The organism is Sphingobium sp. UBA5915, assembly GCF_002431195.1.
Classification (GTDB): Bacteria; Pseudomonadota; Alphaproteobacteria; order Sphingomonadales; family Sphingomonadaceae; genus Sphingobium; species Sphingobium soli.
The window spans coordinates 26,933-42,592 of the sequence record NZ_DJDV01000045.1 but is presented as its reverse complement, the minus strand read 5'-3'; the positions used below and the strand labels follow the sequence as shown (position 1 = coordinate 42,592).

The following is a 15,660-nucleotide window of genomic DNA, read 5'->3' as shown; positions in this document are numbered from 1 at the left end:
GCGGCCAGCTGCGCGGCGCGGGCGTCGATGCCCAGCTGGCGCAGGAAGCTGCCCTGACCCACCGGGCCATGAACGCGCAGCCCCGCCTGCCGAGCCATATTGCCGAGCATGGTGAAATCGACATGGGTGGTGAGGTCCACCTCGCCCGGATCGGCGAAGGGATCGGCGAACCGGTGCGCCTTCACCGCCTGAAGCGTGTCGCCCAGCGCCGGCCCTTCATAGCCATAGTCGACGATGATCGCCGCGCCGCCCTGCCGCGCGATCTTCTGCGCCAGGGCATAGGCGATTTCCGCGGCTGCGATCGGCGATTCCAGGATCGCACCGTCGGGCGCATCCGCCGCAATCGGCGGCAAGCCCGATTCGATGCGGCGATAGCCTGCGACCGCGATGAAGCGGCCCGGCTCTTCGCGCGGCAGCAGCACCCGCTCGCGCCATTCGTCACCCACCCGGATGCATTGGCGGACGGGCAGCGCGTCGAAAAATTCATTGGCGACAACCAGCAGCGGCCCCTGATCGGGCAGGCTGGCGATCGTGTCATGGTGGATCGCGGTGGGCAGCAGCGCCTGTTGCCGGCCGCGCAGCGCTGGACTGGTTTCCACCAGATGCACTGGCGGCGCCAGGGCGGCGCGCTGCATCGCGCGCAGGGCATCGGACGCCAGCGTGCCGCGTCCGGGGCCGAGTTCGACATAGGCGGCCTGCCCGCTTCGGCCCGACCGCATCCAGATGTCGGCCAGCGCCAGCCCGACAAGCTCCCCGAACATCTGGCTGATTTCCGGCGCGGTCGTGAAATCGCCCTCCGCGCCCAAGGGATCGCGCGTGGCGTAATAATGCTGGTTTGCCTCGGCGATATAATGGGCGACCGAAATCGGTCCGCCAGAGGCGATCTGCCGCGCCAGCCTGTCGGCCAGCGGCAGCGGATCAGGCGACACTGGCGCTTCCTGCGACCGGTTCGACGCGCAGGCGCCGGCCCTTGGCGGTCAGGATAAAATAGAGGCCAGCCAGGATCATCGGAATACAGAGCCACTGACCCATATGCAGCCCGGTGCGCGCCGCAAATTCCATTAATTGCGCATCGGCTTCGCGGAAATATTCGACGGCGAAGCGGAAACAGCCATAGCCCAGCAGGAAGATGCCGACCAGCATGCCCGGCTTGTAGCGTGCTTTGGTCTTCCAGAAGGCAAATGCCAGGATCAGGAACAGGACGATGCCCTCCAGCCCTGCTTCATACAGCTGGCTGGGATGGCGCGGGACGTCGCCACCGGTGGGAAAGACGATCGCCCAGGGCACGTCTGTCCCCTTGCCCCATAATTCGCCATTCACGAAATTGGCGAGCCGGCCGAAGAACAGGCCGAAGGGCACGACGCAGGCGACATAATCGTGGATCCGCAGCCAGCTCAGCTTTTCCTTCCGCGCCATGTAGAGGATGCCGAGCGACACGCCCACCGCGCCGCCATGGAAGGACATGCCGCCATTCCACAGTTTGAAAATGTCCAGCGGATTGGCCAGAATTTCAGGCTGGTAGAAAATCACGTAAGCGAGCCGCCCGCCGATGATGATGCCCAGCGTTGCATAGAAGATCATGTCGTCGGCATGACGGCGCGCCATCGGCGATCCGGGCTGCGCGACCAGCTTGAGCAGATACCAATAGCCGATCAGGATGCCGGCGAGATAGGCCAGGCTATACCATTTCAGCTGAAAGAAGCCGAGGTCGAGGGCAACCGGATCAAGCCCCAGATCGTTGAAGTGGATGGCACTCGAAGCGGCCGCGGCAAGGTCCAGGATCAAATCGGCTTCCCTCAAATTGGACAGGCCTGCCCCCATAGAGCAAGGGCAGCGTCAGACCAAGGGGCTGTGGGGAGGGGGGCGTCTTTGTGACTACCTCCCTCTCCTTGCGTCAATGCGGCAGGCCGAGCGCCTTGGCGATATCGTCCCAGGCGACGAGCTTGAAATTCTGCGCGGCCGCCGCGTTATGGCCATCCTGCGCGACGAAGAGGCCGCCGGGATAGGCCGGGCCGAAATCGCCCAGCATCACTTCGATGCCGTCGGTTTCCTCCGACCCGCCAACCTGGCCATCGACGACGCGAAAACGGCCGACATAGGCGTCGTCGCGCAGGCGATAGAGGACATAGGCATTGTCGCCCTGGCTCGACACGATGACATAGCCGTCCTTCTCGCCGATCGGCGCGATGGCCACGCCCTCTGCATCCATGACGAGGTTCTTGCCGTCCGCCGCGGCGATTTTCGTCGGCGTGGTCGCGCCATTGGCGCGCGCGTCGAAGCGCCACAGGCCGACATCCTCTTCGGCGACATAAAGGGTGTGCGTACGGTCATCGACTGCGCAGCCTTCGGCCTGGCTGCTCAATTTCATGGTGCGCACGATACGCCCGGTGGGTGCCGCGCCCGACGTGTCGACCGCAATCTGGTGGATGGTCCCGTCCTTCAGCACGATGAAGGCCGACAGGCCGCTGTCATCGCGGCCCAGGCAAAGGCCATAGGCTTCGCCCGTGCCGCCATCGACCTTGCCGATGGCGGTCAGCTTCGCGGTCGCGGTATCGAGCCGGAACAGCGCGACCCTGGCATGGGCGACATCGCTGCGATCGGACGCGGCGACCAGCACGCCCAGCGCGCCGTTGATGATGACGCCATCCTTCAGATCAACATTGTTGACGCGGCCCGCGTCCAGAAAGTCGCGGGTCTTGCCATCCAGACCATAGACGTAGAGCCCGGCCTTCTTGTCGGTGCCCACGATCAGGCTCTGCGCGGGATCGGCAGCATTGCGCCAGATTGCGGGGTCGTCGGCGGCGTCGGCATTGGCGGTGCCGACCGGCGCGGTTTCGCCGCGCGCGGTGACGGAAACGGCTGGCGTCGCATTGGCGATGCGGACCTTGACCGGCACGTCCTGGTTCGCGGTCGCGCAGGCCGCAAGCGCGAGCAGGCCGGTCAGGGGAAGAATGACACGCTTCATGCTACTGCTCCTCATTTGGCGCGGGCGACGCATTTGCCCCCGTCCGGGCCGACATTGCCAGTGCAGGTGCGCTGAGCGATGGTCGGCTCGGTCGTGTCCGTCAGGTGATTGCCGTCGGCGCGCTTGTGCAGGTCGAACCCGTCATAGAGCTTGCCCGACGCTGTATAGGTGCGGAATGCCAGCCGGTCGCCCGCCACATCCACGATCTGGTAAAGTTCGGTCGCTTCGGCGGTCTTGTCGGGCTGGGTGCGGGCGCGGTCGTTAAGGCCGTACATTTTCGAACCCGTGACGGAGACGAGATAGACCGGTCCCTGAACCGCGCCATCCGCTCGCACCTCGGCTGACGCTGCGCGCCCCGCCTCGGACGTCAGGCGGCTGTAGCAATGGTCGTGGCCTTGCAGCACCAGATCGACCTTGCGGCTTTCAAAAACCGGTTGCCATGCCGCCTTGATCTCTGGCGTATCATCGGGTCGGGCGCAGGTGAAAACCGGTTGGTGAAACAGCACGACGTTCCATGTCGCCTTGCTGGACGCCAATGTCTGGTCCAGCCAGCGGGTCTGCTGCGCCATGGTGCCCAGTTCGATGGCCGACGTGCCGTCCATGACGATGAACCGCACGCCCTGATAATCGACAAAATAGGTGGTCCCGACGCCGGGCGCGCCATTGTCGGGCAAGGCGAACTGCAGGGGGAAATAAGGGCCGAGCGTACGGCTTTCCTGCCCATTGGGCAGCGTCACGTCGATATATTCGTGATTGCCCGTCGCGGGCAGTTGCGGGACGATGGACCAGTTATAGCCGCCGGCCTGATTGAATTCGCCCCATTCGTCGTCATGATCCAGATCGTCGCGCTGGGCAGCGAGGTCGCCCGCGTGCAGGACCAGCTCGATGCCGCCATTGGCATGGAAGGCCTGACGGATGACGCGGCTGGCATAGGTGAGGATGCCGTTCTGGATGTCGCCCAGATACAGGAAGCGAAAGGGCTTTGCCTGCGTGGCGGCGGTGCGGAATTGCAACCACTCGCTCCAGCCCGCGCTGCCCTTGAGCCGATAGGCATAAACGGTGTCCGGCGTCAGGTCGGTGAAGCGAATCTGGTGATAGAGCGCCGGGCCATTGGCGCTGTCCTTGGCCACGCCGGCGGGACCAGTGACGGTCGTCGCCTTTTCCTCCAGCGTGGGACCATCAACCGAAATAGCGATCTGCGCCTCGCTCGCCGATTGGGCGATATCGGTGCGGAAGCTCACCGCCATGCCGCGGGATGGGTCTGCCGCGGGCGTCAGCATGATCCGGTCGGGCAGGGTGCGCGCGGCATAAGGGGTGCCGGCCGAACGCGGAACGGAGGGCTGAGACGCAGGTTGCGCCATTGCCGGCAGCGCCGAGCCGAGCAGCAGCGCTGCGAAAGAAAGACGGATCATGCGCGTCCCTTCATGAAAACAGGACTGCCGGCCGCGCGCGGCGGCCGGCAGAGATGAGGAGAGTTAAAGGATCAGAAGCTGGCCGACACGCCGAACTTCACCGTCCAGTTATATTCCTCATATTGCAGCAGGCGACGCGCACCGCCGTAGTTTTGATAGGCATAATATTTGGCGTTGTTGACGTTCACCCAGTCCGCGAACAGACGCACGCCCGGCAGCAGCTTATATTTCGCCGACAGGTCGAGCTGGAAGTGATTGTCCACGAACCGGTCGCTGTCGGGGCCATCGCCCAGCTCATCAAGATATTTGCTGCGGTAGGTGCCCGCCGCGCGCAGCGAGAGAGGACCCTTTTCATAGCCCAGCACCGCGTTGAACGTATGCTTGGACGCATTGGGCAGGGCGATCTTGCGGCTATAGGCATTGTCGTCATCATCATAGCTGGTGATGCGGCCGGTGGCGTCGGTATAGGTGTAATTGAGGTTCGTCAGCAGCCCGTCGAACGGCGCAGGCAGGAAGCTGAACACCTGACTGTAAGACAATTCGACGCCCTTCACCTTGGCGGTGTCGCCATTCACGAAATATCGCGCCTCGCTATAGGCGACCCCATTATAGGTGCCGTCGGTGAAGTCGCGGATTTCTGCGGTATAATCCTTGATCGACTTCCAGAAGAAACCAGCGGTCAGCGCGCCGTTGCCGCTGAAATACCATTCTGCCGATGCATCGAGGTTCCATGCCCGATAGGGTTTGAGGTCGGGGTTGCCGAATTCGGCGGCGAAGTCCTCGTCCAGAAGGAAGCGCGGCGCCAGTTGCGACAGCTTGGGTCGGACCAAGCTCTTATAACCCGCCGCGCGCAGCACCAGACCACGGCTTGGTTCGAAGCGCGCGGTCAGGCTGGGCAGCCAGTTGGTGTAGTTTTTGGTAAAGACATTAGGCGTGGTCACGACGCCGGTCGCTTCGCCTTCGTCGTCCAGCTCATATTGCGTCAGGTTGCCGCGCAATGCGTTGCGCGTTTGTTCGACACGGACGCCGCCGATGATGCGCACCGTATCACTGTCCCACCGACCGAGCAGATAGCTGGCCAGAATGTCTTCCGTCGCGCTGTAATCGGGCGCGGCCGATTCATAGGCGCTGGTGATCGGGTCGAGTTCAAAGGCGCCGGGATTGGCGTAGAAATAGTCGCTCGCCGCGCCCTTGGCGGGCAGTGGGCCGAGATTGGCGAGGCGATAGGTCTGGTCGCCCAGCACATCGCCCAATTCCAGGTCGCCATCGCCATAATAGGCCATGGTGAAATCATAGCTTTTCTTGCGCCAGCGTGCCTTCATGCCTGTCTGCACGGTGAAGGTGCCGCTGTCGGTGACGAAGGCACGGGAAATATCGCCCTTCAACGCATATTCGCGATCGCGCGAGTCCGACAGCACCGTCTGTTCGATGCGGTTGAAGCTATATTCCGACGGATCGTTGAACAGGTCGGCGCCGCTCGTCACTTCGAACAGGGGGACGCGCGGGTCGTCATAGTTGAAGTTCACATCCACGCCATCGCCGTCGAACCGGGCGCGCCAGCGGACAGGGTCGATCGACCCGGCTTCCTTTTCGGTCGATTCCGACCAGCTGGCCGAATAGGTGAGCTTCCACGGGCCGGTTTCGGTCGTGCCGCCCAGCACGATCGACTTGATGCGCTGGCGTTCGAACCGGTCCTTGAGGTCGCGGCGCACTTCGATCCGGCCATCCTCATCAGTGAAAAAGGCGCTGTCGGCATCGCCCGACGCGGGTTCTTCGTCCAGAACGAAGGTCAGGCGGCGGCGATATTCCTGGTCGTCGAACTGGTTGTAGATGCCGCGCGCATAGAGCTTGGTCGTGTCGCTGGGCATCCAGTCGAAATTGAGCGTCGCGCCGATCCGCTTGCGGGTGACGTCATAGTCGCGATATTCCATCGTTTCGGCATAAACGATGCCGTCTTCGCTGGTGGTCCAGTCAGCCGCCTCGATATTGTCGGTTTCGAACTTGCGCTTGTAATAGCTGAAACCGCCCGACACACCGAAGCTGTCGGTCAGACGGGTCGAAAAATCGACGCTGCCCTTGGGCGTGACTTCCCCCGAATAATCGTTGTAGCTGCCCTCTAGCTTGACCGAATACAGGTCCTTCTTGCGGTCGAAGGCACTGGTGGTGTTGATCTCGATCGAGGCGCCGATCGTGTCGGCATCCATGTCGGGCGTCAGGGACTTCTTAACCTCGATTGATTCGATCAGTTCGGACGGCACCACATCCAGCGCCACCGAGCGGACATCGCTTTCCGGCGCGGGCAGGCGCGCGCCGTTGACCGACGCCGCGTTGAGTTCGGGATCAAGACCGCGCACCGATACGAAACGCCCTTCGCCCTGATCGTTCAATATGTTGATGCCGGGCAGGCGGCGGAGCGATTCCGCGACATTCTGGTCGGGAAACTGGCCGATCGCGTCGCGGGTCAGCACGCTTTCAACGCCATCGGCAGCGCGCTGGCGCGACAGGGCCGACGCCTGGTTGGCGACCTGGCCGACGACGATGATGGATGCGTCGACATTGGAGCCGATGCGGATGTCAGCATCCACGTCGCCGGTCGCCGGCACCACGACGGTGGTGCGGACCGGGTCGGCGCCGACATAGCGCGCCTCGATCGTATAGGTGCCCGGCGCGACGTCGGGGAAGCGGTAGGACCCGTCGCGGCCGGCTTCGGCGATGCGGCCCAGTTCGACGATGGTCAGCTGCGTTGATTGAAGGGCGCGGGTTCCGGTGCCGTCCGACACCGTGCCGCTGATCGTGCCGGCGATCGCGGCGGCGGGCATGGAGAGCGCAAGGATAAGGGCAGCGCGGCTCGCGCCGCGGAAAAGGCGGTTCATGTTGGAATCTCCCTGTTGCCGTAGCGTTGCGCCCCATGTGCGCGCGCTTGCCGGCTGTCCGGCCCATCGGAGATTATTGCGACAGCTTCATTCCATCACGATGACGGAAAAATGTAATTGCGGTTGCAGTTACGTGAACGCCCGGAAAAGTAAGCGGTAAATTCAGCGACCGACGTTGAGATAGGCGGCGACCGCATCGACGTCGTTCCCGACGGTTTCGACCGCTTCGGCCAGCTCATCGCCCGACACGTTGAACCGGTTGGTCCAGTACAGCCTGTCTTCCTCCCGTTCCAAGGACACATATGTCAGATCCTGCGGTGTCCTGCGGCTTTCCCCTGTCGTCATTGTCCGGCGCGTTTCCCTGGTTGCCTTTGAAAAGAAGCAACGCATAAAAGGCGCGCCATGTCCCCTTCCCTTTAGGACAGGGGGCGGCTGGCCCAGCCCCGCAGGCGCGCATAGAGGCCCGCGATCACCGTAGCAAAGATTAGGATGGCGAAGGGCACCGCCCAGTGGCTTTCCCCGACCAGCGCCAGCGGCGCATCGCTGTCGGTTCCCGCGACGATGCCGGCGAAGGCGACGCCGAACAGGCTTTCGCCCACGATGAAGCCGGTCGCCATCAACACGCCCATGCGCTCGGCAAATTCCGGGTTCGCCTGCCGCAGCGCCCAGCGATTATAGATATGACCGATCACCGCGCCGACTGGGATCAGCAGCGTGAGCGCCATCGGCAGGTAAATGCCCATGCCCACGGCCAGCGGCGGCAGCCGCAGCTTGCCCGCGCGGCCCAGCGCTTCGTCGATGATGATCACGACGACGCCGATGCCCGCCCCGATGGCGATCAGGCCCCAGTCGAGATCGCCGCCCAACACGCCCTTGGCCAGCGCCGAAATGAGAGCGGCCTGCGGGGCCGGCAGCGCATTGGCGCCCGCGCCGCTCGCCCCGGCAAAGCCGAAGGCGCTGTTGAGCAGATCCAGCACTGGCGGGATCACCAAAGCGCCGAAGATGACGCCCAGCACCAGCGCAAGCTGCTGCTTCCACGGGGTCGCGCCGACAAGCTGCCCGGTCTTGAGGTCTTGAAGATTGTCGTTCGAAATGGTCGCAATGCCAAAGACGATGGCTGTGGTGAACAGGGCATAGGCGATCAGCGCCTGCGTCTGTCCCTCGTCGCCACCCGACCCGTAAATGGCGGCCAGCAGCAGCGACGCGCCCAGCACGGCGAGGATGCCGACGCCCGAAATCGGGCTGTTCGATGCGCCGATCAGGCCCGCCATATAGCCACAGACCGACGCGATGACGATGCCCGCCACCAGCACATAGGCCAGCGTCAGGCCGATCACCGGCACGGGGTTGAGGGCGATTGGCCCGCCCTGCGCGAAGACCCAGAGCAAGAGGGCAATGGGCAGCATCGCGGCGACGATCGTGCCGGCGACGATGCCGATCGGCAGGTCACGCTCGGTAATGTCGAGCAGCCCGGCATTGCCCGCCTTGCGCGTGGCATTGGCGGCGAGCGCGGAGCGGATGCCGCTGATGATGGGGCCAAGAATCTTGAGCAGGGTCCAGATGGCGGCGACGCCGATCGTTCCCGCGCCAATAAAGCGCGCCTTGGTGCTGAATATGGTGCCAACCACCGTGCTGAGATCGGCACCGGCAGCAACCGGCGCGGTCAGATAGGGGACCAGGCCGACCCAACTGATCAGCAGGCCGATGAACATGGCGACGCCCACCGACAGGCCGACGAGGTGTCCTACGCCGATCAGCGCCATGGAAAAACTGGTCGATACCGACGTCGCGCCCGCGCCCAGCTTGAAGAAAGTGGCGGCTTCCTCCGCGATCAGCCGCGTCTTGGCGACGATCGAGAAGGTGGCGGCGGACAGGGCGCTGGCGACGATGGCGGCAAGCCCGCGCTTGTTTTCCTCCAGCCCCTCGCGCGATCCGGCACCGACTTTCAGCACTTCGGCGGCGGCCACGCCTTCGGGATAGGGCAGGTCGGACCCCGTCACCAGCGCGCGGCGCAGCGGCACGGAATACATGACGCCCAATATGCCGCCGGTCGCGATGGTGAAGGCCGACAGCCAGTAGGGAAAGCCTTGCCACCATCCGATGATGACCAGGCCCGGCAGCACGAAGATGATCGCCGACAGGGTGCCGGCCGCCGACGCGATAGTCTGGACGATGTTGTTTTCCAGGATGGTGCCGGTGGAAAACAGCCGCAGCACTGCCATGGAAATGACCGCCGCCGGGATCGAGGTGGCGAAGGTCAGGCCGATCTTGAGGCCAAGATAGACATTGGCGGCGGTGAAGACGAGCGTGATGAGCGCGCCCAGGATGACGCCGCGCAGCGTCAATTCGGCCATGCCGCTAGCCTGTGCCTGTTCGTTCGCCACCGCTCACCCCTTGTCGATCATGCCAAGGGTCCGGTCATAATCCCGCCGGGCCGCGGATCAATCGCAAACTTGAGCGATGAATGGGCAGCGCAGACCCTTGATCAGTGGCGATGCAGCGCACGCAGCCGATATTTGCCCTTGGCGTACGTGCCGAACATGCCGGAAATGGCGGGATGATCGACCGGCTCGTCGCTGTCGTCCGTCACCAGATTTTGCTGGCTGACATAGGCGACATAGCTGGAATCGCCATTTTCCGCGAGGAGATGGTAGAATGGCTGATGCTTGTCGGGGCGGGCGGCCTCGGGAATGGCCTCATACCATTCCTCGCTATTGGCGAAGACCGGATCGATGTCGAATACGACGCCGCGAAATCCGAACATCCGGTGTTTGACCACGTCGCCGATGCTGAAGCGCGCATGGACGATCGGCGGGGCCGTCATGCCCGCGCCAAAAATCTGACTCATCTCTTTCATAAGTCCAATTTAGGGCCGCGCCGCGCCGACACAAGAAAAATACCCCGAAGGTCGCTTGGCAAGTGCGATTTCATCCGCTAATGGCCGCCGCTCGACCGGGAACACAGGGCTGTAGGCGCCCTGCGAACCTTCTGCGGAGAGGTGGCAGAGTGGTCGAATGCGCCGCACTCGAAATGCGGTTTACGGGAAACCGTAACGTGGGTTCGAATCCCACCCTCTCCGCCATTTGACCCTCCGCAGGGGTCTCCAGAAGTCCACTGATATCGACTTTTTCTCCCTGATTACTGACGCTTGGCTCACCAGCTCGGCCGCAGTCGTCCACAGCCCTCCGCAGGCGTTTTGCGGTGATTGTGGTACTGATTCGTGGTCTCGGCGGTCGAAAAACGTGGTACTTTTTGGAGACGACGACCGATGCTCAGTGACGCCAAAGTCCGGGCGGCCAAGCCCCGCCCCAAATCCTACAAACTGACCGACACCAATCGCCTGTTCCTGCTCGTGACGCCGAGCGGGGGAAAGCTGTGGCGGTGGAATTACAGCTACGACGGCAAGCAGAAAACGATGGCCTTCGGCGCCTGGCCCCAGGTGGGATTGGCGGATGCCCGAGCGAAGCGGGATGAGGCCAGCGGACATCTGATGGAAGGCGACGATCCCACGATCCTGAGGAAACTCAAGGTTGTGGCCAAGCTCGAGGCCGGCAGGCAGACCTTCGAGCGGGTCGCGCGGGCGTGGCATGAGAATGCCAAAGCGCAATGGGCTATCGTACATGCCGCCGATATTATTCGCAGCCTGGAAAGGGATGTGTTTCCGGCCATCGGTGACATGCCGATCGCCCAGCTGACGCCCCCGCTCGTTCTGAGCGTCTTGCGGGAGATCGAGGCGCGCGGCGCGATCGAGACTGCAAAGCGCGTCCGGCAGCGCATTTCAGCGGTCTTCATCTATGGTATCGCAGAGGGTATCGCGACGAGCGATCCTGCCGAGAAGCTGGGAGCGGTCCTCAAGCCCCTGCGAAAAGGGCGTCAGCCTGCAATCACCGATCTCGTTCCCCTTCGCCGGATGATCCGCACGGCTGAGGAAGATTATGCGCGCCCCGTCACGCGTCTCGCCCTTCGTCTGCTCGCGCTGACCGCGGTGCGACCCAGTGAACTGCGCGGCGCGCAGTGGGATGAGTTCGAGGATCTGAACGGCTCGGAGCCCTTGTGGCGCATTCCGGCCTGGAGGATGAAGGGCGACGCCGATCGCAAGGATGAGCTCCACGGCGATCATCTCGTGCCGATCACGCCACAGGCATTGGCGGTATTGAGGGCAGTGTGGCCGCTTACGGGTGAAGGACCGCTGGTTTTCCCCAGCAACCGCCACGCCCATCGCCCCATGAGCGAAAATGCCATCGGCTATCTTCTCAATCGGGCCGGTTACCACGGCCACCATGTCCCTCATGGGTTCCGCGCCGCCTTCTCTACGATCATGAATGAGTGGGCCGAGCGCGAAGGCAAGGAACATGATCGCAAAGTGATCGACCTCATGCTTGCCCATGTCCCTACGGGCAAGGTTGAAGGGGCGTATAATCGCGCAGCCTACATGCCCCGTCGCAGGGAACTCGCCATGGCCTGGGCTGACATGTTGAGTGACGGCTTGTCCGCACCGTCAGTCCTGCTTGATCTGCCCGCAAAGGCAATGGGACCGCAATCGCGTCGACGGGTGCTACCACCTGTCGATATCGAGTTTCGTTTTCCCACCCGAAGGCGCAGCTCCGCTAAGATCATTGCTCGCTAGAGTAAGGCGGGTGCAGAATCCTTCATGACAGGAGGGGGCTGTCGGCCCCCTCCATTGTGCTCGCCACATTATGGAATGGCCGCTTGGATAGATGTCCTCGCCCAGGTAACACGCGCCACTGGCGAAGCGTCCTGCGATCAGACATCGCGCCGATCCGGTAATGTGCTGAGCAGTGCGCTGGCCGAGACGATATGGATATCATCGCCCGCCAGGCGACGAGCTTCGGCCTTCTTGAATTCGGCGTCATAACGCACATAGCCAAATGGCTCGTCCGCTGCGACCACCAGCATAGTCGTTGTTGCGCCGACTGATGCCATGATCCGACCACCATTGGCGGCAATTTGTTGCGCCAGGCGGCCGTTGCGAGACTCGCCAAGAATGGCAATGCGCTGACCTTTCAATGTGCCGTCGGGACCGGGCGTGGGCGGTGCCGTTGCGCGTTTTCTTGGCTGGGGTGCCAGCCAGTATGATAATTGCAAACCGGTATGATCGATCGCTTTCACGACGATCATGCCTGCCGCGCGGGCGTCGCTGAGCGCATCATGATGCTTGAGCGGGATACCCAGATGTTTCGCCACGATATTGAGCCGATGGCTGGGCAGCTCGGGCCAGGCGCGCTTGGCAACTCGGACACTATCCAGCCATGTGGTCTCGAGCATCGCGCGATCATTTATACGGCATGCTGCTGCGAGGGCGCCCTTGTCAAAATAGGAATGGGCCACGGTCGTGCGGCCATTCAGATGGGCTTGAAGGATGCCGTGAACGTCAGCGAAACAGGGTTGGCCCAGTACGTGGCTGGCAGCAATCCCGTGGATCCGCGTATTGAAGCTGCTGAAATGATCCTGCGGATCGACAAGGGTCTCATACTCAAACGCGACAGCGCCGTTGCGAAAGCCGACAATGCCTATCTGGCAGATGCTGCTGACACGCGAGCACGCCGTCTCGACGTCGATGACCACGAAGTCTGGTTCTTCGGTATCGCCATTTCGTGCAGTTGCCGCGGCGTTGGCAGAGAGGTTGGCGTGAAGGGGTTGGAACATATCAGGATCATACGCGGCGCTTAAAGCGTTGCACAAGGCCCTTGGCGCGGACAATCTTCGATGTGCATTGGCTTTTGGGAGCCATGCCGACATCGATGATGATCTGCTGTCCAACATCACACAGACGCTTTGGCAGGCGAGAAGCAGGGCGGTGGCAGCAAGATCAGCGGGCTCGTTCCTGCGGAATGACAAACTGGTTTCGGATCGCCGGAGAAATCGCACGGCATATGGCACGAAACATGGAATCCGATACCGCCCCGCATAGATCAGGCACATGAATATCGGTTCATATTTCCGCCTTGAAGGCATGCTGATTGCGGGCGCGACAAGCCTGTATGTCCAGGCTCGTGATGGCGCTTTCTGGGAGATCGGAAAGCTGAAGGATGTCGGGCATCTGCTGCAAAGCAATGTTGTCGTCGAGGGCATTCGCACAGGCGCACAAAGCGTGGCAGTAAATTGGATCGAGGCCATGAGGCCGATCCAGCATGCGATGAGTAGCATCGGCATGTAGCGTCAGGAATTCGCGCTTTGAGGTGCTCCTAGCCGGTTGGGTTGGGTCGCGAGCGGCCGAGGGAACAGTGCGACTGTGTCGACGTCGATTGCATCGAAGGAGCGGGCCAAGAAGACAGCTGTAAAAGCAGGGGCCGCGTAAACAACAAAGGCCCGCCCGGCAAAGCCGAGCGGGCCAGTAAAAGGCTTGAAGCCTTCGGGTCGCGCTATCCTGCTATGCTCATGCAATCGATTCGCATTGTATGAATCGGACATAAAGGAGAATAGTTCCGTTACGGAAAGCGTGAAAACAAACTGCCGAGATTGGCAGCTCCATCAAGCGCCCAAGTCTGACCGGTGGTGTCCATATGGAGCGCAATCTTCAGTCGGGCATCATTGCCGAACGCACCCTGATTGAAGGGAAGGCTAGATATGCCCGACCGGGCTAGTCGCCCCTATGACGTCACCGCGCGAGCGCCTTTGCCTCACCCCATACCGGCCGCAGATTGTCGCTCCAAAGCTTGCTGGTCTGCGGCCACGTACACCTGTTAAGCCTCACCGGTAGTCGACATAACATTTCTGCTGACGATAGCTTCCAGCTCAAAGCAGGTTATTGAAGTTCTCCATCGATGATTTCGGGAATAAGCGGCACAAGTTCGCGCGCCAGAAAACCCACTTCGCCAATGACCTTCGTCAAGGTTCTTCCTGCTCTTCCATGGACCCAGGCACCCCAGGCAGCAGCACGAAGTGCGGGTGCACCCCGCGCTGCCAAGCCCCCGATGAGGCCAGCCAGGACATCGCCCGAGCCACCCGTGCCGAGCCCGACACAGCCATCGCTATAGACAAGACTTTCTCCGTCGGGCGACGCCACATAGCTTTTATCCCCTTTCAGGAGAATGACTGCGCTCCATCGCGATGCCATTTCGATGGCTACCGCCAAGGGCCTCGCCTTAATTTCCTCGACTGAAAGGCCGCTAAGAGCAGCCATCTCCCCATAATGGGGCGTAAAAATCACATTCTCTTTTACTCGCCACCGTGATGGGTCGAAGTCACGCAGTGAAACCAGAGCCGCGGCGTCGAGAATGAGACTGCCAGGAAAATCGAGGCTATCGAGGAGATTGGCGACAAATGTCCGCGCTCCTTTGCCCGAGCTCATGCCTGGTCCCAGGACAAGCGTGTCGCAGGACTTGATTCGAGCCTTCAATATTTCCGCTGCTGCAGGAGCGATTTCTCCCTCTTCGTCGGCGGGCAGCGCGATCATGGCGGCCTCCGGTACGAGCACGCCCAGGGACAAGGCCGAAGATCGCACGGTCGCCATCTGCAGCTTTCCGGCGCCTGCGCGTAGCGCAGCTTCGCCGGTGAGGCGAAGCGCACCGGGCACGAATTCGGCACCTCCAACCACCAGGACGCGGCCGCGGCCGTTCTTGTCGGCGCCTTGCGCGATCGCTGGCAGTGGATGTCCCTTCAGCCACGCCTCGTCGAGCTGCTGGCAACTCATCCGCGTGCACCGGCTATGGCATCGGGCGCGCGGGTAACGGGCATGTCCTCCCGCTCGACCGGGGCCGTCACATTGTATCGACCGAGCAATAGCCCTCCATCCTTGCCCGTCTCCGCGTCGAATGCATATTCGGTGATGGCGCAGTTGGCGACATCGCCATCACGGTCAATTTCCAGTATCTCGGCCTCGGTCATGCCTTCGATGATGTACCGCAGACATAGCACCACCACTTGATGCGTGAAGATCATCACGTGCCGGTCCGCATGATGAAGCGCGATCGTATCCATGACGGAGCGCAGTCGCAGAATGACATCGCACCAGCTTTCGCCTCCTGGAGGGCGATGATAGAATTTGCCTAGCAGCCTGCGAAATTCTGCTTGCTGCGGTTCGATGCTGCTTATCCCCATGGATGTTAGCCCATCGAGGATGCCGAATTCCTTTTCCCGCAGCCTCTCGTCAAAGCAGATGGGCACATTGCCTGCGCAACCTCCGGCTTGACGGAACAGATCTGCGGTCTCGCACGCGCGTCGATAGGGAGATGCAAGGAGAACATCCGGACGCTCACGCGGTGCCTCGCCGGCATACCAACGTCCCAGCGCTCCGGCCTGGTCGCGGCCCAGGTCGCTCAGGGGCACGTCAGCGTCTCGCTCGGACAAGTCTATGCGATCGACATTGGCCTGCATGGCTGCATCCCGCGCGACGTTGCCTGCGCTCTGGCCATGCCGAACGACCGTCAGTTTCCTCGGCCAATGCATT

General features: G+C 62.2%; 13 protein-coding genes and 1 tRNA gene. 3 read left to right on the top strand and 11 right to left on the bottom strand.

The genetic code is table 11. The annotated features are described in order from the left end of the window. From B2V90_RS06495 to hspQ, 8 genes are all read right to left on the bottom strand, one after another. A partial coding sequence (locus B2V90_RS06495; RefSeq protein ID WP_293920448.1) for a class I SAM-dependent methyltransferase occupies positions 1 to 929 on the bottom strand: 929 nt, incomplete at its 3' end. Beyond that, positions 919 to 1,785, bottom strand: a complete 867-nt coding sequence (gene lgt / locus B2V90_RS06490; protein ID WP_228222336.1) for a prolipoprotein diacylglyceryl transferase — start codon at positions 1,783 to 1,785, stop codon at positions 919 to 921. The genes B2V90_RS06495 and lgt, both read right to left, overlap by 11 nt. A 109-nt stretch (positions 1,786 to 1,894) precedes the next feature. Further along, the gene (locus B2V90_RS06485; RefSeq protein WP_228222337.1) at positions 1,895 to 2,965 is read right to left on the bottom strand and encodes a phytase; all 1,071 of its coding nucleotides are present in this window, start codon (positions 2,963 to 2,965) and stop codon (positions 1,895 to 1,897) included. A gap of 11 nt (positions 2,966 to 2,976) precedes the next feature. Further along, entirely contained in the window at positions 2,977 to 4,377 is a 1,401-nt protein-coding gene (locus B2V90_RS06480) for a purple acid phosphatase family protein (protein ID WP_228222338.1), read from the bottom strand. Between the two features lie 71 nt (positions 4,378 to 4,448). After that, positions 4,449 to 7,250: a TonB-dependent receptor gene (locus tag B2V90_RS06475; RefSeq protein WP_228222339.1), complete on the bottom strand. Its 2,802-nt coding sequence runs from the start codon at positions 7,248 to 7,250 to the stop codon at positions 4,449 to 4,451. Positions 7,251 to 7,412: 162 nt separating this feature from the next. Next, the gene (locus B2V90_RS06470) at positions 7,413 to 7,595 is read right to left on the bottom strand and encodes a DUF3606 domain-containing protein (RefSeq protein WP_228222340.1); all 183 of its coding nucleotides are present in this window, start codon (positions 7,593 to 7,595) and stop codon (positions 7,413 to 7,415) included. Positions 7,596 to 7,666: 71 nt separating this feature from the next. Then, positions 7,667 to 9,604: an OPT family oligopeptide transporter gene (locus B2V90_RS06465; RefSeq protein ID WP_266103165.1), complete on the bottom strand. Its 1,938-nt coding sequence runs from the start codon at positions 9,602 to 9,604 to the stop codon at positions 7,667 to 7,669. Between the two features lie 131 nt (positions 9,605 to 9,735). Next, the gene (gene hspQ, locus B2V90_RS06460; protein ID WP_009820547.1) at positions 9,736 to 10,107 is read right to left on the bottom strand and encodes a heat shock protein HspQ; all 372 of its coding nucleotides are present in this window, start codon (positions 10,105 to 10,107) and stop codon (positions 9,736 to 9,738) included. Between the two features lie 135 nt (positions 10,108 to 10,242). Here hspQ and B2V90_RS06455 point away from each other — a divergent pair. Further along, positions 10,243 to 10,332, top strand: a tRNA-Ser gene (locus B2V90_RS06455). Positions 10,333 to 10,518: 186 nt separating this feature from the next. Beyond that, positions 10,519 to 11,877 (top strand): tyrosine-type recombinase/integrase, encoded by a 1,359-nt coding sequence (locus B2V90_RS06450; RefSeq protein WP_021226406.1) that lies wholly within the window; start codon positions 10,519 to 10,521, stop codon positions 11,875 to 11,877. A gap of 137 nt (positions 11,878 to 12,014) precedes the next feature. Here B2V90_RS06450 and B2V90_RS06445 read toward each other — a convergent pair whose 3' ends face one another. Continuing rightward, positions 12,015 to 13,193 carry an exonuclease domain-containing protein gene (locus B2V90_RS06445; protein WP_293920438.1) on the bottom strand — a complete coding sequence of 393 codons (1,179 nt, stop codon included), beginning with the start codon at positions 13,191 to 13,193 and terminating at the stop codon, positions 12,015 to 12,017. Here B2V90_RS06445 and B2V90_RS06440 point away from each other — a divergent pair. Further along, a complete protein-coding gene (locus tag B2V90_RS06440) occupies positions 13,192 to 13,428 on the top strand; it encodes a DUF5818 domain-containing protein (protein ID WP_150426372.1) in 237 nt (78 codons plus the stop codon). The genes B2V90_RS06445 and B2V90_RS06440 overlap by 2 nt on opposite strands. Before the next feature lie 588 nt (positions 13,429 to 14,016). Here the strand turns inward: B2V90_RS06440 and B2V90_RS06435 are convergent. Then, complete coding sequence (locus B2V90_RS06435) at positions 14,017 to 14,904, bottom strand: NAD(P)H-hydrate dehydratase (protein ID WP_161731148.1); 888 nt, start codon at positions 14,902 to 14,904, stop codon at positions 14,017 to 14,019. Continuing rightward, entirely contained in the window at positions 14,901 to 15,659 is a 759-nt protein-coding gene (locus B2V90_RS06430; protein WP_161731171.1) for a histidine phosphatase family protein, read from the bottom strand. Before B2V90_RS06430 ends, B2V90_RS06435 begins: the two co-directional genes overlap by 4 nt. Position 15,660 lies beyond the last annotated feature (1 nt).